Origin of the sequence: Streptomyces physcomitrii (assembly GCF_012273655.1) — a bacterium.
Lineage (GTDB): Bacteria > Actinomycetota > Actinomycetes > Streptomycetales > Streptomycetaceae > Streptomyces > Streptomyces physcomitrii.
Genome location: NZ_JAAWWP010000030.1, coordinates 1 through 18299 on the forward strand (window position 1 = coordinate 1; position 18299 = coordinate 18299).

An 18299-nucleotide genomic window follows, 5' to 3' on the forward strand; every position below is an offset into this window, starting at 1 on the left:
CCAGATGACGAAGACGGCATACAAGGCCAGTGGAGCAACCAAAAACCCCACAATGAAACGGTACTTACCATGCTCCATGATCTACCGGTCCTGGTCTCTACGCGATAGCCGCCGCTGGGGACACATACTCACGCGTGCTTGTACTTCTTGATGTCGCCGTCCTTCGCGGTGGCGTCGGCGTAGCCCTGGATCTTCTTGATCGTCTCCGCGGGCGTCATGCGTCCGGCCATCATCTCGCCGAGACACGCCACGCCGATCCGCTGCTTGTTCAGCTCGACGTACCAGTCCTGCAGCCGCGGGTTGAGGATGTTGTCGCCCGCCTTCTTCAGCGCGGCGACCGCGGAGCTGAGGCCCGGAGGCAGCTCCAGGCCCTCTTCGCTGCCCTGCACCGAGGTGAGCGAGGAGACCTGCTTGGAGAAGTTCTGCGCGGACTCCTTGCCGAGCATGATGCGCATCTGCTCCATGCCGCCGACCGGGTTCTTCGCCCTGGCCGGGACGATGAAGGGCTCACCGCCGGAGGCCCAGAGCGTGCCGAAGGGCATCTTGTCGCTCTTGTCGAGGCTGGAGGGCGCCGCGATGGACATCTTGAAGTCCTTGGGCGTGGTCTTGGAGGACTCGTTCTCCACCCAGGAGCCGTTCGGGATGAACAGCGCCTTGCCCTGGTTCCAGTTCGTCTGCGCCTGGATGTGGCTCAGACCCGAGGTGTTCTTGAGGATGTAGCCCTTGCGGACCAGCTCGTAGTACGCCTCGAAGGCCGACTTGACCGCCGAGTGCTTCCAGGCGTTCGGCTCCAGGTTGTCGATGGCGTCGAGGACCTCGCGGCCACCGATCTTGCCGATGAAGGGGTACAGCGAGAACGGCAGGTAGTACGGGTACTGGCCCGGGTAGGTCCAGCCCGCGATGCCCTGCTTCTTCGCCTTGGCACACAGGGCGATCATGTCGTCCCAGGTCTCGGGGTACTCCGCGTCCAGCTTCTCCAGCTGGGTCTGCGAATACCACACCCCGTAGACCGTGTACGCGTAGTACATGACCCAGACCGGCTTGCCGTCGAACTGGCCCATCTCGATGACGCCGGGCCGCAGGGTGTCGCGGACCTTCTTGTTCGGGTCGTCGAGGGAGGGGGCGTCGAGCAGCGGGGTCAGGTCGGCGAGCTGGTCCTTTCCGACCAGGACGCCCATGTCCATCTGCTCCTTGCCGGAGTTGTCGATCAGGTCCGGCGGGGTGCCGCCGTTGAAGCTCGGCTGCAGCTCCGTCTGGATCTTCTGCGTCGCCCGGTGCTCGACCTTGGACTTCGGGTAGCGCTTCTTGTAGACCGCCTCGGCGTCCTTGGCGTACTGGTCGCCGAAGCCGCCGTTGAAGATGACCACCTCGACGGGCGCCGTCTCGTTGGCCCCCAGCGGGTTCTTCGCGGTCTTCTTGCCCTTGTCGACCTGGTTGCTGTCGTCGTCGCCGCCGCTCGCGCAGGCGGACAGGAAGCTCATGGTCGGAACTGCGGCCAGACCGAGTGCAGCAGACCGCTTGATCAGATCGCGACGGCCGACGCCCTCATGACCGGTGGCGGAAGTGGATCCCATGCTAAGTCCTCGCCTTCTCCAGGACTCAAGCGGTGTACCGGACCCTTCCGGCACCGCGGCGATATGAGCGGGGTAGTGCGCTGAGGCCGAGGTTCCCTGCTGGACCGGGCCGACGCCCCCATGCGTCCGTGCTCCCCAGCCCCCGGCCGTCCCCCTGGCGGTCAACCACCAGACGGGACGCGGATAGGTATAGTCCACTCGCGAAACCTGAGCAAGATCGGGTGCAGGTTTGGCCCCGAGTCTTTCCCGAGTTGAGACCTCGGCAATCAGCCATGGGGCACTCCCCAGCCGGTTTTCGCACGCTCCTGAGCATCCTCAAGAAATACGTGTCCGCCTCACTGTTCGCCACTGCAGCGTTTTCCCCCGGATGGCGGCGGAGGCAATGTTCCGGCCACCGCCGGCCGCCTCCCCGCGGGCGCGCGAAAGGGCCGTACCCCCTCGTACGGGGATACGGCCCTCGCCGCCGTACGGTGCTCCGCGCGGCGGTCCGCGGTACTAGCCGCGGATCAGGTTGCGCAGCACGTACTGCATGATGCCGCCGTTGCGGTAGTAATCGGCCTCACCGGGGGTGTCGATCCGGACGACCGCGTCGAACTCGACGCCCGAGTCGGTGGTGACCTTGACGGTGCTCGGGGTGGAGCCGTTGTTCAGCTCGGTCACCCCGGTGAAGGAGAAGGTCTCCTCGCCCGTCAGGCCCAGGGTCTCGGCGGTCCGGCCCTCGGGGAACTGCAGCGGCAGCACGCCCATGCCGATCAGGTTCGAGCGGTGGATGCGCTCGTAGGACTCGGCGATGACGGCCTTCACGCCGAGCAGGGCGGTGCCCTTGGCGGCCCAGTCGCGCGAGGAGCCGGAGCCGTACTCCTTGCCCGCGAGGACGACCAGCGGGGTGCCCTGGTCGATGTAGTTCCGCGAGGCGTCGTAGATGAAGGAGACGGGGGCGTCCGCCTTGGTGAAGTCGCGGGTGTAGCCGCCCTCGGTGCCCGGCGCGATCTGGTTGCGGAGGCGAATGTTCGCGAAGGTGCCGCGGATCATGACCTCGTGGTTGCCGCGCCGCGAGCCGTAGGAGTTGAAGTCCCGGCGCTCCACCCCGTGCTCGGTGAGGTACGTACCGGCCGGGGTGTCGGCCTTGATCGCACCGGCCGGGGAGATGTGGTCGGTGGTGACCGAGTCGCCGAGCTTGGCGAGCACCCGGGCGCCGGAGATGTCCTCGACCGGGGCCGGGTCCATCTGCATGCCCTCGAAGTACGGGGGCTTGCGGACGTAGGTGGACTCGGTGTCCCACTCGAAGGTGTTGCCGGTCGGCACCGGGAGCGCCTGCCACTGGGCGTCGCCCGCGAAGACGTCCTGGTAGGACTTGTTGAACATGTCCTCGCCGATGGCGTTGGCCACCACGTCGTTGACCTCGGCCTCGGTGGGCCAGATGTCCGCCAGGTAGACCGGCTTGCCGTCGGTGTCGGTGCCGAGGGCGTCCTTGGTGATGTCCACCTTCATGGAGCCCGCGAGCGCGTAGGCGACGACCAGCGGCGGGGAGGCCAGGTAGTTCATCTTGACGTCGGGGTTGATCCGGCCCTCGAAGTTGCGGTTGCCGGAGAGCACCGAGGTCACGGCGAGGTCGTGGTCGTTGACCGCCTTGGAGACCTCCTCCGGCAGCGGGCCGGAGTTGCCGATGCAGGTGGTGCAGCCGTAGCCGACCAGGTTGAAGCCGACCTTGTCGAGGTAGGGGGTCAGGCCCGCCTTGTCGAAGTAGTCGGTGACGACCTTGGAGCCCGGGGCCAGGGTGGTCTTCACCCACGGCTTGCGGGACAGGCCCTTCTCGACCGCCTTCTTGGCGACCAGCGCGGCGGCCACCATGACGTACGGGTTCGAGGTGTTGGTGCAGGAGGTGATCGCGGCGACGGTGACCGCGCCGTGGTCGATCTCGTAGGTGGACCCGTCGGGGGCGGTGACCGTGGTCGGGCGGGTCGGCACGCCGTCGGCGGAGGCCGGGGCGTCGGAGGCCGGGAAGGACTCCTTGCCCGCCTCCTCGTCCTCGACGACGTAGTTGCGCACGTCCTGGGCGAACTGCTGCGCGGCGGCGGCGAGGACGATGCGGTCCTGCGGGCGCTTCGGGCCGGCGATGGACGGGACCACGGAGGCCAGGTCCAGTTCCAGCTTCTCGGAGAAGTCCGGCTCGGCGGCCGGGTCCAGCCACAGGCCCTGCTCCTTGGCGTACGCCTCGACGAGGGCGACCTGCTGCTCGTCGCGGCCGGTCAGGCGCAGGTAGTTCAGGGTCTCGTCGTCGATCGGGAAGATCGCGGCGGTGGAGCCGAACTCGGGCGACATGTTGCCGATGGTGGCGCGGTTGGCGAGCGAGGTGGCGGCCACGCCCTCGCCGTAGAACTCGACGAACTTGCCGACCACACCGTGCTTGCGCAGCATCTCGGTGATGGTGAGCACCAGGTCGGTGGCGGTGGTGCCGGGCTTCAGCTCACCGGTCAGCTTGAAGCCGACGACGCGCGGGATGAGCATCGAGACCGGCTGGCCGAGCATCGCGGCCTCGGCCTCGATGCCGCCGACGCCCCAGCCGAGCACGCCGAGGCCGTTGACCATGGTGGTGTGCGAGTCGGTGCCGACCAGGGTGTCCGGGTAGGCCTGGCCCTTGCGGACCATGACGGTACGGGCCAGGTGCTCGATGTTGACCTGGTGGACGATGCCGGTGCCGGGCGGGACGACCTTGAACTCGTCGAAGGCGGTCTGGCCCCAGCGCAGGAACTGGTAGCGCTCGCGGTTGCGGCCGTACTCCAGCTCGACGTTCTGGGCGAAGGCCTCGTGGGTGCCGAACTTGTCGGCGATGACCGAGTGGTCGATGACCAGCTCGGCCGGGGCCAGCGGGTTGATCTTCGCCGGGTCGCCGCCCAGCTCCTTCACGGCCTCACGCATGGTCGCGAGGTCCACCACGCAGGGCACGCCGGTGAAGTCCTGCATGATCACGCGCGCCGGCGTGAACTGGATCTCCTGGCTGGGCTGGGCCTGCGAGTCCCAGCCGCCCAGCGCGCGGATGTGGTCGGCGGTGATGTTCGCGCCGTCCTCCGTGCGGAGAAGGTTCTCGAGAAGCACCTTGAGGCTGTAGGGAAGGCGAGCGGAGCCCTCGACCTTGTCCAGCCTGAAGATCTCGTACGACTCGTCGCCCACGCGCAGCGTGCTGCGGGCGTCGAAGCTGTTCGCCGACACGACAGTCTCCTTCATATGTGTGCGCGTACCACCGCAATCCTGCCGCCACGATTTCCGACTGGCCTACTGAGGTAAGACTAAGTAAGGTCACCCTTACCGAGTGGCGGCTGCGGGACGCCTCGGCAGATATCTCGATGTCGAGATAACTCTAGTACATCCCCGCCGCCGGGTCATGCGCGGACCCGCCCCGCGGCGACCGCGGGCGCCGCACGCTGCCCGGATCCACCGGCGACCCCGGCGCGGCAACACCTCGCCCCGAGCCGACCACCACACGGCTCCGCAGGCGCCCGGGCGGGAGGCGACGTACCGTCAGAAGCGGCCGCCTCGCGGCGACACGGGGACTCACCCGTTCGGCCGCCCCGCGCAGGCGTCATCTCATATCTGAGATAGCCTTGCCCTTATGGCAGACGACTACCTCGTACGCATCGGCAAGCTCATCCGTGACGCACGTCAGCACCGGGGCTGGACACAGTCGCAGCTGGCCGAGGCGCTCAACACGAGCCAGAGTGCGGTCAACCGCATCGAGCGCGGTAATCAGAACATCAGCCTTGAGATGATCGCGCGCATCGGCGAGGCCCTGGACAGCGAGATCGTCTCGCTCGGCTATTCGGGCCCCATGCATCTGCGCGTCGTCGGCGGCCGCCGCCTCTCCGGCGCCATCGACGTCAAGACCAGCAAGAACGCCTGCGTCGCCCTGCTCTGCGCCTCCCTGCTCAACAACGGCCGCACCGTGCTGCGCAAGGTCGCCCGCATCGAGGAGGTCTACCGCCTCCTGGAGGTGCTCGGCTCGATCGGCGTCCGCACCCGCTGGATCAACGACGGCACCGACCTGGAGATCGTGCCCCCGGCCCGGCTCGACCTGGACGCCATCGACGCGGACGCCGCCCGGCGCACCCGCTCGATCATCATGTTCCTCGGCCCGCTGCTGCACCGCCTCGACCACTTCAAGCTGCCCTACGCGGGCGGCTGCGACCTCGGCACCCGCACCATCGAGCCGCACATGATCGCCCTGCGCCGCTTCGGCCTGGACATCACCGCGACCGAGGGCCTCTACCACGCCCAGGTCGAGCGGGACGTCGCCCCCGGCCGCCCGATCGTGCTGACCGAGCGCGGCGACACCGTGACGGAGAACGCCCTGCTCGCGGCGGCCCGTTACGACGGGGTGACCATCATCCGCAACGCCTCCTCCAACTACATGGTCCAGGACCTCTGCTTCTTCCTGGAGACCCTGGGCGTACGGGTGGACGGCATCGGCACCACCACGCTGACCGTGCACGGCGTCGCCGAGATCGACGTGGACGTGGACTACTCCCCCTCCGAGGACCCGGTGGAGGCGATGAGCCTGCTGGCCGCCGCGGTGGTCACCGGCTCCGAACTCACCGTGCGGCGCGTGCCGATCGAGTTCCTGGAGATCGAGCTGGCCGTACTGGAGGAGATGGGCCTGGACCACGACCGCTCGGCCGAGTACGCCGCGGACAACACCCGCACCCGGCTGGTGGACCTGACCGTACGGCCCTCCAAGCTGGAGGCGCCCATCGACAAGATCCACCCGATGCCCTTCCCGGGCCTCAACATCGACAACGTCCCCTTCTTCGCCGCGATCGCCGCGACCGCGCAGGGGCAGACCCTCATCCACGACTGGGTCTACGACAACCGGGCCATCTACCTGACGGACCTCAACCGCCTCGGCGGCAGGCTCCAGTTGCTCGACCCGCACCGGGTCCTGGTCGACGGCCCCACCCGCTGGCGCGCCGCCGAGATGATGTGCCCGCCCGCCCTGCGCCCCGCGGTGGTCGTCCTCCTCGCGATGATGGCGGCCGAGGGCACCTCGGTGCTGCGCAACGTCTATGTCATCAACCGGGGTTACGAGGAGCTGGCGGAGCGGCTCAACTCGGTGGGGGCGCAGATCGAGATCTTCCGCGACATCTGATCCGCGCGTCACTGCCGCGCCCCTCTCCGTCCCGCCGCCCAGCGGCCCGGAGAGGGGCGCGGCGCCATGTCCGGGACTCCTCCGGGCCGTTGGGCCCGCGGCGGGCTGCGGACCGCGCCCGCGGGGCGGAGGAGGGCGCGCTTGGCCTCACGGTCGGCGAGCAGGGAGGCGACAGGGGCACCCGCGGGAACGGCACCCCAGGCACCGCTACGCGGGCAACGGTCGCCTTCATCCCCTTCGTGATCGCCTGGCCGGAGCACTCAGCCTCAACTTCCTTCGTAGGGGCCGAACAAGAGGGGCTCCATGTTGTCCGAGTTGTCCGAGCTATTCGGCAAGTTCCGATACCCGACTGCGGATGCCATATCTGTCCTGGCGATGTCGGCCGCTGCGGGCGGTGGAGCAGCGGCGCGCCTCGGCCTGGGTCCGCTGCATCGAGGGGTCCAGGCTCAGGTCTCCTGGGTGTCGAAGGCGACGAACCGCAGCTCTGAGGTGTAGCGCCGTCCCTCGTCGTCCGTCAGCCAGGTCTGCTCCGGAGTCGGGAGCATCTCGGTGAATGTGGCCGTGCCGTGCGGGTCCTTCCGGGCCAGCCGACGCAGGGCCTTGGCGAGGATCGTCACGTAGACCGGGCTGTCGAAGTCGACGTAGAAGGGGCGGGACTCGGTCGGGGAGACGACGAAGACGAAGCGGGGCAGTCCCTGTCGTGCGCGCCACTGCCGGGCCCTCACGAAGCGGCGGGCCTCGTCCTTGTCGTCGGCGAAGTCGACCCCCGCGGCGGACAGTCGCCAGGTCTCACGGGCGACGACCATCCGGTCCAGGGTGACGCGTGGGGTGTGCGGGGCGGGCGTCAGGAGCCGGAAGAGGTCCATCGACAGCGTGGTGAGGACGTGCGAGAACACGTCGGCCACCGGGAACTCCGCGCCGTCCGGGAGGAGGACGAGCAGCTCGCCATCGCGCTCCTGGACGACGGCGTCCGCGCTGTGCACAGCCCGTTGGCGGGCGGGGTCCGCGGTGAAGTCGGTGAGGGCGACCTGGTAGTCCTCGGGCCGTACCAGCGTCTGCCGGACCCGGGCGGAGAGACGGGCGCGATGCTCCTTGGGGATCAGGGGCAGCAGGCGCGGGGCGGGATGGTCCCGGTCGGTCAGCGCGAGAAGTTCGCGAATGTCCGGGTGCTGGTGGGTGAAGAGCGAGGCGCCCAAGGTGTTGGCGGCGAGGTGGAGTTCGCCCAGGACGAGAGTGAGGTCACCGCGGGCCGCTGCCTCGGGGCCGTCGGCGGCGACCATGATGTCCGGGCTGAGGTAGCGGGCCGCGGTCCAGCCCCCACCGCCGGTGAACTCATGGCTGACGGCCGCCTTGATGTCGGCGGTGCGCACGCTCACCCGGCGCGCTCCCTCGGGGACGTCCAGGACTCGCTGCCAGCGTGCGGCGAACTCGCGCTGGAGGTCGTCCGCGGCGGTGCGGGCGGTGCCGTGCAGCACCGGAAGGCACGCGAACCAGAAGGAGGCGAGGTCGACGGGGCCGGAGGCAGCGAGCCGGGCGTGGACCGGGCGGATCCCGGCGGCGACGGTGGCGGCCAGTCGTGCGGTGAGCCAGCCCGCACTGTCCATCAGCAGGCGCAGCGGGGCAAGGGCGTCGAGCACCGCGGGACCGAGCCGGGCGGTCGCGGAGCGCCGGGTGTCGCTGTAGACGAGGGCCCGGCAGGGCGCCGTGGAGGCGGACTTCTCCCGTACGGCGGCGGTGTCGGTGAGGCGGGTGAAGTCGCGTTCCAACTCCTCCATCGCCGCGATGAGTTCGCTCTCCTCGTCGGCGGCGGCGACCTTCGCTCGGCCCGCTTCCAGGAGGTCCAGGGCGGCGAGCGCCCGTCGCCTGGGGCCCGGGTCGCCGACCTGCTCCGTCCAGGCGCGCAGGGCGCGTTCGGGGTGGGTGCCCGCGGGGACCTCCAGCCGCCAGGTGACCCATCGGCGGGACACCAGGTCCGTCAGGATCCCGGGGACATCGGTGTCGGGCAGGTCGGCGGCGACGGCGTGGGCGGGGCGGACGCCGTCGCAGCGGGTGAGGACCGCCGCCTGCGCGGCGGACACGGTCGTCGGGCGCCGACCGGGCACCCGCACCTGGTCGCCGTCCACCACGACGAACGGCACACGCCTCGGAGCGATCCATCCGCGCAGTTCCGGATCGGCGTCGAGGATCTTCGCCAGTGCGTCGATGCCCCAACTGGCCCAGTAGACGCGGGAGTCGGCGATCAGCCCGGTTCCGGTGTCGACGGCGGCCCCGGGCACGGAACCGTCCCAGCGGCCCCAGCCGACGGGGCCGAAGAAGCCGATGGTGTCGTTCTTGACGCAGAACCGCTGCCAGTAGTGGGCGACGAGCTCCTCGCGCTGGCGCGGCATGCTGCTGCGCGGATCGATACCCGGCCGCCAGCGCAGGAACGGGGCGATGCCGGTGCGCAGCACGGGCCTGTTCTGCCAGGCGAGCGCCTGCCGGAACGCTGGGGTGCGGGCGATGTCCTGGAGGATGTGCGCGGTGTCCACGGCGGCGGCGGACAGCTCCTCGGTGAAGCCGTCCCATTCGGGGCCGGACAGCGGGCTGTCGGGGTCGAACTTGTCGGCGGCCTCGGCCAGTCCGGGCGGGGACAGGCGCAGCACGCCGTCGGCGGGAAAGCCCGGCCCGCGCAGCGCGAACTGGTTCCACAGCCGCCAGCGGCCGAGGGACGGAACGAGGTCTTCGGTCATGGCGGCACTCCTTGGCGCGCGGGGACGGGGTCGTGAGGGTGAGGGACGGCGCGGCTGCGGTGGCCGCCGGGACCCGGCCCCGCACGGCGGGTGCGCGGGGGCCGGGGAGCCGCGGGGCGGGCCGTGGCGCCGGGTCAGGCGCGGCCGTAGTCGGCGTCGACGACCTCGGCGAGGTCACGCGGGGTCGGGTAGGCGAAGACCAGGGAGACCGGGATGTCGTCGACGCCGAGGATCTCCTCCAGGCGGCCGGTGATCTGGAAGGCGGTCAGGGAGTCGCCGCCCGCCTCGTAGAAGTCGGTGTCCTCGGTGAGCCCGGCGAAGTCGAGGATGTCGCGGAAGACGTCGACGAGCTGGTCGAGGGTGCTGACGGCGGTGGCGGTGTTCTCGGTCATGACGTGTGCTCCTTGGTGTTGTCGGGCGTGGTGACGGGCGTGGAAGGGGTGCCTGGTGCGGCGGCGGACGGGGCGTCCGCCGCGGTGGTCGGGCGGTGCTGTGCGCGCAGCCGGGCGGGGGTGTTGCCGCCCGAGACCACGGCCACGGCGTGTTCGCGGCGGCCGGCACGCAGAGCCCCGGCGAGGGCGACGGCACCGCTGGGCTCGGCGTCGACACCGTGTCGGCGCAGCAGTTCGGTGGCGGCGAGGATCTCCGCCTCGCCGACGGTGATCAGGTCGTCCACCCGGTCGCGGACGATCGGGTAGGTGACGTGTCCGGGGCGCTGGCCGCGCAGTCCGTCCGCGACGGTGCCGCTCGGCGGGAGCTGGACAGGGTGCCCGGCGGCCAGGGAACGGGCGTAGCGCGGGGTGAGGGCGGGTTCGACGCCGACCACCCGTACCGGCCGGTCCGCGGCGGCGAGGCAGACGCCGGCCAGGAGGCCGCCGCCGCCGACCGGGACGTAGACCGTCTCGGTGTCGGGGGCGTCGGCGAGGAGTTCGGTGCCGACGGTGCCCTGGCCTGCGACCACCAGGGGGTGGTCGGAGGAGGGTACGAGGACGGCGCCGGTCGCCCCGGCGAGTTCCGCAGCGTGTTCCTCGCGCTCGGCCACCCCTCCGGTCACCCGGACGGTCTCGGCGCCGAGGGCCCGGATGGCGGCAGCCTTGGCGGGGGCGGCGCCCGCCGCGAGGACGACGGTCAGCCGCAGACCGAGCGTGCGGGCGATCCGGGCCAGGGCGATGCCGTGGTTGCCGGAGGAGCCGGTGACGACACGGTCGGCGCCCAGGGCGAGGACGGCGTTGGCGGCCCCCCGGGTCTTGAACGAGCCGCCGAGCTGGCGGTGTTCGGCCTTCAGCAGCAGACGCGGGCCGTGCCCGCCGGTCCCCGGGCCGCGCAGCAGCGGGGTGCGGACGATGTACGGGGCGATCCGGGCGGCAGCACGCGCCAGGTCGGCGGGGCCGGGCAGGACGGGAACGGGCGTCGTGGCGGTCGGGTGGCGTCCGGCGGTCGTGGTGCTCATGCGGTGCTCCCGGCGGCCAGGCGGCCACGGTCGGCCTTGCCGCCGCGGGTGGTGGGCAGGGCGGTGTGGCGGTGGAAGCGGCGCGGCATCAGGTGGGGCGGCAGAGTGCGGGCCAGATGGGCTCTCAGGGCGGCGTCGGTGGCCGCGATGTCGCCGGTGACATGGGCGGCGAGATGGACACGGCCCCGGCCGTCGGTGTCGGGCGTGACGACGGCGCCGGTCACCTCGGGATGGGTGAGCAGCGCGCCCTCGATCTCGGCGGGGTCCACCCGGTAGCCGCGGATCTTGACCTGCCGGTCACCGCGGCCCTCGTAGCGCAGCCCCTGCGCGGTCCACCGGCCGAGGTCGCCGGTGCGGTACATGCGTGACCCGGGCGGGCCGTAGGGGTCGGGGAGGAAGGAGTCGGCCGTGCGGGCGGGGAGCGCGCCGTAGCCGCGGGCGACGCCGGCACCGGCGATGTAGACCTCGCCCGCGGTTCCGTCGGGGACGGGCACGAGACCGGCGTCCAGGACGCGGATCGTGGTGCCGGCACGGGGGTGGCCGACGATGTCGTCGGCGGGGTCGGGCGCGGGGGGCACGGAGTGGCGGGTGGTGGTCATCGTGCACTCGGTGGGCCCGTACTGGTTGACGAGGCGGCCGGGGACGAGACGGCGTCCGCCGGCGGTGAGGAAGGGCCTCAGCGACTCGCCGCTGGAGGCGACGAGGGTGACCCCGGCGAGCGGGTCGGGAAGGTCGCGCTGTCCGGTGAGGTGGGTGAGGAAGGAGGGGGTGACGCTGAGCAGGGCGGTGACGTGGTGTTCGCGCACGGTGCGGACGAACTCGGCAGGGCGCAGCAGCCGGGCGCGTTCCACGAGGACGAGACGGGCCCCGGCCAGCAGGGGGGCGAAGGTGTCGCGGAGGGAGGCGTCGTAGCCGAGCGGCGCGGTCTGCAGGACGACGGTGTCCGGGCCGAGGCCCAGGGCATGCGCGGTGTCGCGGAGGTAGCCGTCGAGGGCGTGGTGCTCGACGAGGACGGGGCTCGGGTCGCCGGTGCTGCCGGAGGTGTGGCTGACATAGGCGAGGGCGTGGGGTTCGGCCGGCGGGAACGGCAGGTCCTGGGTGGCTTCCGGGCGGTCCGGGCGGTCGAGGTGGACGACGGGGACACCGAGGTCGAGCGAGGGGGCCCGGTCGCGGGTGGTGAGCAGAAGGCGGGCGCCCGCGGTGCGGACGAAGGACGCGAGGCGGTCGCGGGGCTGGCCGATGTCGAGGGTGAGGAAGGCCGCGCCGCAGCGCAGGACGGCGGCCAGGGCTGCGACCGCGTCGCGCCCGTGCTCCACGGCGACGGCGCAGACGGTCTCGGGCCGGACTCCGTGGGCGCGCAGCAGGTGGGCCAGTTCGGTGATCCGGGCGTCGAGTTCGCGGTAGGTGACCGTGCCGTCGGGGGTGTCCAGGGCGATCCGCCGCGGGTGCCGTGTGGCGTGGGCGGCGATGTCGTCGGCGAGGGTGCGCATCAGCGGGACTCCTCGCCGGTGACGGTCCGGTCGACGGCGACGAAGCGGAGTTCGGAGGTGTAGCGGTGCCCGTGGTCGTCGGTGAGCCACGCCTGTTCGGGGGTGGGCAGCATCTCGCTGATCTTCAGCCGGGCGGCGGGGTCCTTGCGGGCGAGCCTGCGGGCGGCCTTGGCGAGGATGGTGAGGTAGACAGGGCTGTCGAAGTCGACGTAGAAGGGGCGGGGTTCGGTCGGGGAGACGACGAAGACGAACCGCGGCAGGTCGTGGCGGCGTTGCCACCGGCGGGCCCGGACGAAGCGGGCGGCCTCCGTCTTCTCGTCGGCGAAGTCGACCTCGGCGACGGGGAGTTGCCAGGTCTCGCGGGCCAGGATCATGCGGTCCACGGTGATGCGCGGGGTGTGGTCGCCCTCAGGGCGCAGGGTGAAGCGGTCCATGACCCGCTGGGTGAGGGTGTTGGCGTAGGCGTCGAGGAGGTCGTAGCGGGTGCCGTCGGGCAGGACGGCGGTCAGCCGGCCATCGCTGTCCTCCACCCGGACGTCGGCGCTCAGTGCGGTGCGCGGGCGGTGCGGGTCGCCGGTCTGGTCGACCAGCGCCACGTAGTGGTCCTGATCGCGGTCGAGGGAGGGGCGGCTGCGGGTGGACCACTTCAGGGGCAGTTCCTTGGCGAGCATGGGCAGCAGACGGGGCCCGGGGAAGTCGCGGGTGGTCTCGGCGAGCAGCTCGTCGCGGTCGGGGTGCTGGTGTACGAAGAGGGAGGCGCCCATGGTGTTGAGGGCGCAGTGCATCTCGCCCAGGACGAGGTCGACGTCGCCGCGCGCGAGGGCCGCCTCGTCGTCGGCGACGACGAGGATGTCGGGGCTGAAGTAGCGGGCCAGGGACCAGCCGTCGCCGGGCTCCGCGAACTCCTCGCGAACCCGGTCGGCGAGGTCGGCGGTGGTCAGGTGGACACTGCGCGCGCCGGACGGGATGTCGAGGAGTCGGGCCCATTTGGCGCGGAGTTCGGCCTGGACGGTGTCGATGAGGTCCCCCGCGTCGGGGTGCGGAGAGGGCAGGGTGTGCAGCCACAGGGTGGCGAGGTCGACGGGGGCGCCCTGTGCGGCGAGCCGGTCGTGGACGGTGCGCAGGCGGGCGCGGATGCCGTCGGCGAAGCGGTTGGTCATCCAGCGGGCGGCGGTCAGGCACAGCTGGAGGGGTTCCATCAGGGCGAGCAGGTCCGGTCCGGCGGTGGCGGTGGCGGCGCGCCGGGTGTCGGAGTAGACGAGGCCGCGGCAGGGCGCGGTCCGGGCTCCCTTGGCGCGCTGGGCCTCGGTGTCGGTGAGGGCGGCGAAGTCGGCTTCGAGGGCTCCGATCGCTGCGCTGAGCGCTTCGGCGTCGTCGCCGGCGTCGCGCACGGCGTCGCGGCCCGTTTCGAGGACGGCGAGCTTGGCCAGCGCGCGGTCGCGTGCCTTCGCGTCGGGGACCCGCTCCAGGATGGCGCGCAGGGCCCGGTCGGGGTGGGTGGCGGCGGGCACCTCCAGGCGCCACTGCACCCACCGGCGGCGCGCCAGCTCCCGTACGGAATCGGTCACTTCGTCGAGCGGGAGGTCCAGTTCGGCGGCGATCGCGGCGACGGGCCGGGTGCCGTCGCACAGTTCCAGTACGGCCGTCCCGCGCTCCCCCAGCGGCTGCGCGGGACGGCCGGGCACCCGCACGGTTCCGTCCGCGGCGCGGACGATGGAGACGCGGCGCGGGGGGATCCAGCGCATCAGGTCCGCGTCCTCGGCCAACACCTTGGTCAGGGCGTCGATCGCCCAGCCGGAGAAGTAGACCTCGCCGGCGGCGAGGAAGCCCTGTCCGGCGGAGGGGGCGACGGCGTCCTGTGCGGTGAGGTCCCAGCGGCCCCAGCCGACGGGGCCGAAGAAGCCGATGGTGTCGTTCTTGACGCAGAACCGCTGCCAGTAGTGGGCGACGAGTTCCTCGCGCTGGCGCGGCATGCTGCTGCGCGGATCGGTACCCGGCCGCCAGCGCAGGAACGGAGCGATGCCGGTGCGCAGCACGGCGGGGTTCTGCCAGGCCAGTGCCGCCTGGAAGCGGGGGCGGGAGGCGACCTCCTGAAGATGGCGGGCGGTGTCCACGGCCGCGGCGGACAGCTCCTCGCCGAACGCGTCCCATTCGGGGCCGGACAGCGGGCTGTCGGCGTCGAATTTGTCGGCGGCCTCGGCCAGTCCGGGCGGGGACAGGCGCAGCACGCCGTCGGCGGGAAAGCCGGGGCCGCGCAGCGCGAACTGTTCCCACAGCCGCCAGCCTCCGCCCGGCAGCAGGACAGGTGCGTGCTCGTCCGACATCGCGTGCTCCTTCCGGAAAGGGGTGCGGGAGACGACCGGCCCCGGGGCGGACGGTGGTCCGCCCCGGGTCCGCCGGGTTCTCCGGCCGGACAGCACGGTCCCGCGTGCCGGGGCCGGGCCGACAGAGAAGATCCGGCAGCAACGCGCGCCGCGGGTTCGGCGCGTTCGTCCCTGACCGGGGCCGCCGGGCCCGGGGCACGCTGTCGGCGTCGGCCGTGACCTACGGCCGGTCCCATCACCCGCGGGAGGTTCACCATGACGCAACCCGACTTCGGACACGGCGCGGACACCGAGGAGGTCCACCTGGGCACCGCCGAGGAGTACCTCGTGGTGCGCAACGACGAGGAGCAGTACTCGATCTGGCGGGCGGACCGCGAACCGCCCGCGGGCTGGTACCCGGAGGGGCTGCGCGGCAGTCGGCAGGCGTGCCTGGACCACATCGACGTCATCTGGACGGACATGCGTCCGCTCAGCCTGCGCCGGCGGCTGGCAGAGGCCGATGCCTGAGCGGTTCCCGGGCCGCCTGCCGGGCCCGTCGGCCCACGACCCGCCGGGGACGGCGTCGCGCTCCCCGCTCCTGGCGCCCCCGCCGGCGCCGGTGCTCCCTTCGCGGCTGTGCCCGGCGGTGCTGGACCTGTCGGTGCTGCGGGCCGGGGCGGGCGTCCAGGGGCCGCGTGCGCTGCGCGGACCGCTGGAGCTGTATCTGGCACGGGTCGCGGAGCAGGACGCGCAGGTGCTCCGGGACGCCGGCGAAGTCCTGGACGAGGAGGAGCGGGCCCGTGCCCGCGCCTTCCGCCATGACTGTGACCGGGATGCCTACGTAGTCGCCCACGCGGGGCTGCGGGGCGTGCTGAGCATGCTGCTCGGGGTGCGCGCCGAGGCCCTTCCGCTGTCGCGTGAACCGTGCGCGGGCTGCGGCGGACCGCACGGCCGACCCGTGCTGCGCACGCCCGGGGTGCACTTCTCCCTGTCGCACAGCGGCGGGCTGGTGCTGGTGGCGCTCGCGCCGGCGCCGATCGGCGTGGACGTGGAGGAGCTGGCCACCGTGAAGGTGATGCTCAGCGCGCAGGCCGCGCTGCACCCGGCCGAGGCGGACGAACTGGCGCGGCTGCCCGCGTACGGCCGTCCGGCGGCGTTCACCCGGGCCTGGGTCCGCAAGGAGGCCTATCTGAAGGGTCTGGGAACGGGGCTGGTGCGCGATCCGGCGCTCGACTTCCTGGGCACCGGCCCGACGCCGACCGATCCGGCGCCGGGGTGGGCCGTACGGGATCTCCTCGTCCCGTCGGGCTACGCGGCGGCAGTGGCGCTGCGCTCCCCCTGACCCCCGCTCACGGCGGCGCGGCGGGAGCCGGACACACATCCGGTCCCCGCCGCGCCGCCGGGCTGTCACGACCGGCGCCCGGCCCGCGCACCACCTTCACCGATCACCCGCACCTTCCGCCCTTGCGGCCGGGATACGACCACGTGTGCGACAGCGCCCGAACCCACCGGCCACGTCCGGCGGCCATCGCCCCGGTACGCGCACGCGGGTGCTCTTCGAGGCTCTGGTCCACACCACGCGGTCGACCTGTCCGGCGTCCACGGCAGGCGCCCGCGGCTCCTTCATGTCGGGACCGCGGTGGGGACGCCGAACGCATCGCGGCGCGCGTCGCCGAGGCGGCCCGGGTGACGTGCTTCGGCCTGACTCCGCCGTCGCTGTTCTCCATGCCCGACGTCGACGGCGTCGAGGGCACGGTGCTCGACCACGACACGGTGTGGGTGGGGGGCGGCTCGGTTCGGCCGATCCGCTCGCCGTGTGGCGGGTGCACGGCCCGGACGAGGTGACGCGCCCGCGCCTGGCGCGCCGGGAGGGCGCCGGCCTGGGTGGGCACGGGCTCGATCTGCTGGTTCGAGAGAGGAACCACCGGCTCCTTCGGCCCCGAACTGCGGCCGGTGACCGGCGGGTTCGGCCTGCTGCCGTACGGCAACGGCGTGCACTGCGACTCCGACGCGGGCCGCCGCCCGCCGACCCACCGCCCGGTCGCCGACGGCGTCTTCACCGAGGCGCACCGCACCGACGACGGAGTGGGGCTGGTCTACCCGGCACCCGGCTCGTCGAGGCGGTGGCGGAACTGCCGGACAAGGGCGCCTACGTGGTACGGCAGGAGGAGGGGCGCACCGTGGAGGAACGGCTCGTCCCGCGGCGGCTGGCGGCCCCTGACGGGCCGTCCGTCCGGCTCCGCGCACACGACCGCGCGGGGCAACGGGTCGGCCCCGGTGCCTCGGCACCCGGTCCCTGTTCCCCATGCCCCGCGTCGTGGACGCGCGCCCGCGCGGTTCAGACCAGGCCGTGCCGTACGGCGTGGGCGACCGCGTGGGCGCGGTTGCGGGCCTGGAGGCGGGCCATGATCTCGTAGATCACGTTCTTGACAGTGTGTTCGGAGCAGGTCAGCAGCAGGGCGATGTCGGCGTTGCCATGGCCCTCGGCCATCAGCCGCAGAACGGAGGTCTGCCGTGCGGTCAGGGCCGGGACACCGGCGGCGTCCACCGGTTCGCCCGGGTGCGGTCCGGTGGTCAGGAGCCGGGTCAGCTCCGGGTAGGGGATGCTCGGATGGGGGTGGGCGGCACGGTGAACGGCGGTGCTCAGCGTGTCCGCGGTCAGTTCGGCGGCGCCGAGCACGACCGCCCCGGCGCGCAGCGCCCGCAGCCGGCCGGCGCGTCCGACAGTGTCGCAGACCAGCACGAGTGGTCCGGGGGCGCCCACACCACGCAGGGCGTGCTCGGGGTCGGCGGCGACGATGACGGTCACGGCCCTGGCAGCCCCGTACTCACCCGGGCCGTGGAGCAGTCCCGCTCGTTCGGCGAGCGCCCGGACCCGGTCTGCTCCCGGGGCGGGCACGACGCGCACCGTGACCGCGGGGGCGCTCACCGGCGCGGTGAGGGTGGCGGTCACAGCAGGCCCGCCCGGAGCGCGTAGGCGACCGCGTGGGCGCGGTTGCGCAGCCGGAAGCGCTGGGTGATGTCGTGCACGACCGTGGTCACGGTCCGGGGCGAGTAGGCGAGCCGCTGGGCGATCTCCGCGGTCTCGTGCCCGTCGGCGACCAGGCGCAGCACGGAGCGCTCCCGGTCGGAGAGCATGCCGTCGCTCCAGCCGCCGGAGCCGCGGACGACGGTGTCCGACTGGTCCAGGAGCTGTTCGAGCAGGCCGGGTGGCAGGGTGCAGTCGTCGCGAGCGGCGGCCAGCACGGCGTGGGCGAGCCGCGACGCGTCGACCTCCCGGCGCAGCAGCAGGCCCCGTGTGCCCGCGGCGAGTGCGTGCACCATGTCCCCCGAGGCGAGGGTGCCCGCCACCAGGACGACGGCCGGACGGTGGGGCTGGGTGCGGGTGGCCCGCACCATGTCGAGTTCGGCTGGGCCGAGACGGTCCACGGTGAGGACCGCGACCCGCGCGTCGGCGGGCTCGCACACGGTCAGTTCGGGGCGGCCCTGGAGAGTGGTGCGGGTGCCTGCCTCCAACACGGGGTCGAGGGCGACCACACTGACGGGTACGGGTGCTCCCATCTGCTGCTCCTTGGAAGGTCGTCCGCCCGGCCTGAGGCGCATCGGGCGGTCC

Annotated in this window: 12 protein-coding genes and 1 pseudogene; 4 read left to right on the plus strand and 9 right to left on the minus strand. The window is 72.3% G+C overall.

From position 1 onward, the window contains the following. Nucleotides 1-128: 128 nt before the first annotated feature. Both ngcE and acnA read right to left on the minus strand, forming a co-directional pair. Nucleotides 129-1574: an N-acetylglucosamine/diacetylchitobiose ABC transporter substrate-binding protein gene (ngcE, locus tag HFV08_RS29240; RefSeq protein ID WP_168543589.1), complete on the minus strand. Its 1446-nt coding sequence runs from the start codon at nucleotides 1572-1574 to the stop codon at nucleotides 129-131. A gap of 495 nt (nucleotides 1575-2069) precedes the next feature. Next, on the minus strand, nucleotides 2070-4784 hold the full coding sequence (gene acnA, locus HFV08_RS29245) for an aconitate hydratase AcnA (RefSeq protein ID WP_168543591.1): 2715 nt from the start codon (nucleotides 4782-4784) through the stop codon (nucleotides 2070-2072). 400 nt (nucleotides 4785-5184) lie between these two features. On the opposite strand from acnA, the gene HFV08_RS29250 reads away from it, so the two are divergent. After that, nucleotides 5185-6714 (plus strand): helix-turn-helix domain-containing protein, encoded by a 1530-nt coding sequence (locus HFV08_RS29250; RefSeq protein ID WP_168543593.1) that lies wholly within the window; start codon nucleotides 5185-5187, stop codon nucleotides 6712-6714. 446 nt (nucleotides 6715-7160) lie between these two features. Here the strand turns inward: HFV08_RS29250 and HFV08_RS29255 are convergent, their stop codons facing one another. The 5 genes from HFV08_RS29255 to HFV08_RS29275 all read right to left on the minus strand — a co-directional run bounded on the left by HFV08_RS29255 (nucleotide 7161) and on the right by HFV08_RS29275 (nucleotide 14707). After that, nucleotides 7161-9443, minus strand: a complete 2283-nt coding sequence (locus HFV08_RS29255) for a lantibiotic dehydratase (protein WP_168543595.1) — start codon at nucleotides 9441-9443, stop codon at nucleotides 7161-7163. A gap of 134 nt (nucleotides 9444-9577) precedes the next feature. Beyond that, the gene (locus HFV08_RS29260) at nucleotides 9578-9835 is read right to left on the minus strand and encodes an acyl carrier protein (protein ID WP_168543597.1); all 258 of its coding nucleotides are present in this window, start codon (nucleotides 9833-9835) and stop codon (nucleotides 9578-9580) included. Beyond that, nucleotides 9832-10893, minus strand: a complete 1062-nt coding sequence (locus HFV08_RS29265) for a threonine ammonia-lyase (protein WP_168543598.1) — start codon at nucleotides 10891-10893, stop codon at nucleotides 9832-9834. Before HFV08_RS29265 ends, HFV08_RS29260 begins: the two co-directional genes overlap by 4 nt. Then, nucleotides 10890-12383 carry an amino acid adenylation domain-containing protein gene (locus HFV08_RS29270; RefSeq protein WP_168543599.1) on the minus strand — a complete coding sequence of 498 codons (1494 nt, stop codon included), beginning with the start codon at nucleotides 12381-12383 and terminating at the stop codon, nucleotides 10890-10892. Before HFV08_RS29270 ends, HFV08_RS29265 begins: the two co-directional genes overlap by 4 nt. After that, a complete protein-coding gene (locus HFV08_RS29275; protein ID WP_168543600.1) occupies nucleotides 12383-14707 on the minus strand; it encodes a lantibiotic dehydratase in 2325 nt (774 codons plus the stop codon). Before HFV08_RS29275 ends, HFV08_RS29270 begins: the two co-directional genes overlap by 1 nt. 255 nt (nucleotides 14708-14962) lie before the next feature. On the opposite strand from HFV08_RS29275, the gene HFV08_RS29280 reads away from it, so the two are divergent. The 3 genes and pseudogenes from HFV08_RS29280 to HFV08_RS31985 all read left to right on the plus strand — a co-directional run. Then, the gene (locus HFV08_RS29280; RefSeq protein WP_168543601.1) at nucleotides 14963-15214 is read left to right on the plus strand and encodes an MbtH family protein; all 252 of its coding nucleotides are present in this window, start codon (nucleotides 14963-14965) and stop codon (nucleotides 15212-15214) included. 118 nt (nucleotides 15215-15332) lie between these two features. After that, on the plus strand, nucleotides 15333-16028 hold the full coding sequence (locus tag HFV08_RS29285) for a 4'-phosphopantetheinyl transferase family protein (protein ID WP_312885878.1): 696 nt from the start codon (nucleotides 15333-15335) through the stop codon (nucleotides 16026-16028). Between the two features lie 145 nt (nucleotides 16029-16173). Beyond that, a pseudogene (locus HFV08_RS31985) lies at nucleotides 16174-16905 on the plus strand (Type 1 glutamine amidotransferase-like domain-containing protein); the annotation flags it as partial. 119 nt (nucleotides 16906-17024) lie between these two features. On the opposite strand, the gene HFV08_RS32195 reads toward HFV08_RS31985, so the two are convergent. Both HFV08_RS32195 and HFV08_RS29300 read right to left on the minus strand, forming a co-directional pair. After that, nucleotides 17025-17639 carry a helix-turn-helix transcriptional regulator gene (locus HFV08_RS32195; protein ID WP_168543603.1) on the minus strand — a complete coding sequence of 205 codons (615 nt, stop codon included), beginning with the start codon at nucleotides 17637-17639 and terminating at the stop codon, nucleotides 17025-17027. After that, complete coding sequence (locus tag HFV08_RS29300) at nucleotides 17636-18247, minus strand: response regulator transcription factor (RefSeq protein ID WP_168543604.1); 612 nt, start codon at nucleotides 18245-18247, stop codon at nucleotides 17636-17638. Before HFV08_RS29300 ends, HFV08_RS32195 begins: the two co-directional genes overlap by 4 nt. Nucleotides 18248-18299: the final 52 nt, after the last annotated feature.

Excerpts from the sequence above, each read along its gene's own strand:
- ngcE (WP_168543589.1), bottom strand. The coding sequence starts at position 1,574 with ATGGGATCCACTTCCGCCACCGGTCATGAGGGCGTCGGCCGTCGCGAT.
- HFV08_RS29280 (WP_168543601.1), top strand. The coding sequence starts at position 14,963 with ATGACGCAACCCGACTTCGGACACGGCGCGGACACCGAGGAGGTCCAC.
- HFV08_RS29260 (WP_168543597.1), bottom strand. The coding sequence starts at position 9,835 with ATGACCGAGAACACCGCCACCGCCGTCAGCACCCTCGACCAGCTCGTC.
- HFV08_RS29270 (WP_168543599.1), bottom strand. The coding sequence starts at position 12,383 with ATGCGCACCCTCGCCGACGACATCGCCGCCCACGCCACACGGCACCCG.
- HFV08_RS29265 (WP_168543598.1), bottom strand. The coding sequence starts at position 10,893 with ATGAGCACCACGACCGCCGGACGCCACCCGACCGCCACGACGCCCGTT.
- HFV08_RS29255 (WP_168543595.1), bottom strand. The coding sequence starts at position 9,443 with ATGACCGAAGACCTCGTTCCGTCCCTCGGCCGCTGGCGGCTGTGGAAC.
- HFV08_RS29300 (WP_168543604.1), bottom strand. The coding sequence starts at position 18,247 with ATGGGAGCACCCGTACCCGTCAGTGTGGTCGCCCTCGACCCCGTGTTG.
- HFV08_RS29275 (WP_168543600.1), bottom strand. The coding sequence starts at position 14,707 with ATGTCGGACGAGCACGCACCTGTCCTGCTGCCGGGCGGAGGCTGGCGG.
- HFV08_RS29250 (WP_168543593.1), top strand. The coding sequence starts at position 5,185 with ATGGCAGACGACTACCTCGTACGCATCGGCAAGCTCATCCGTGACGCA.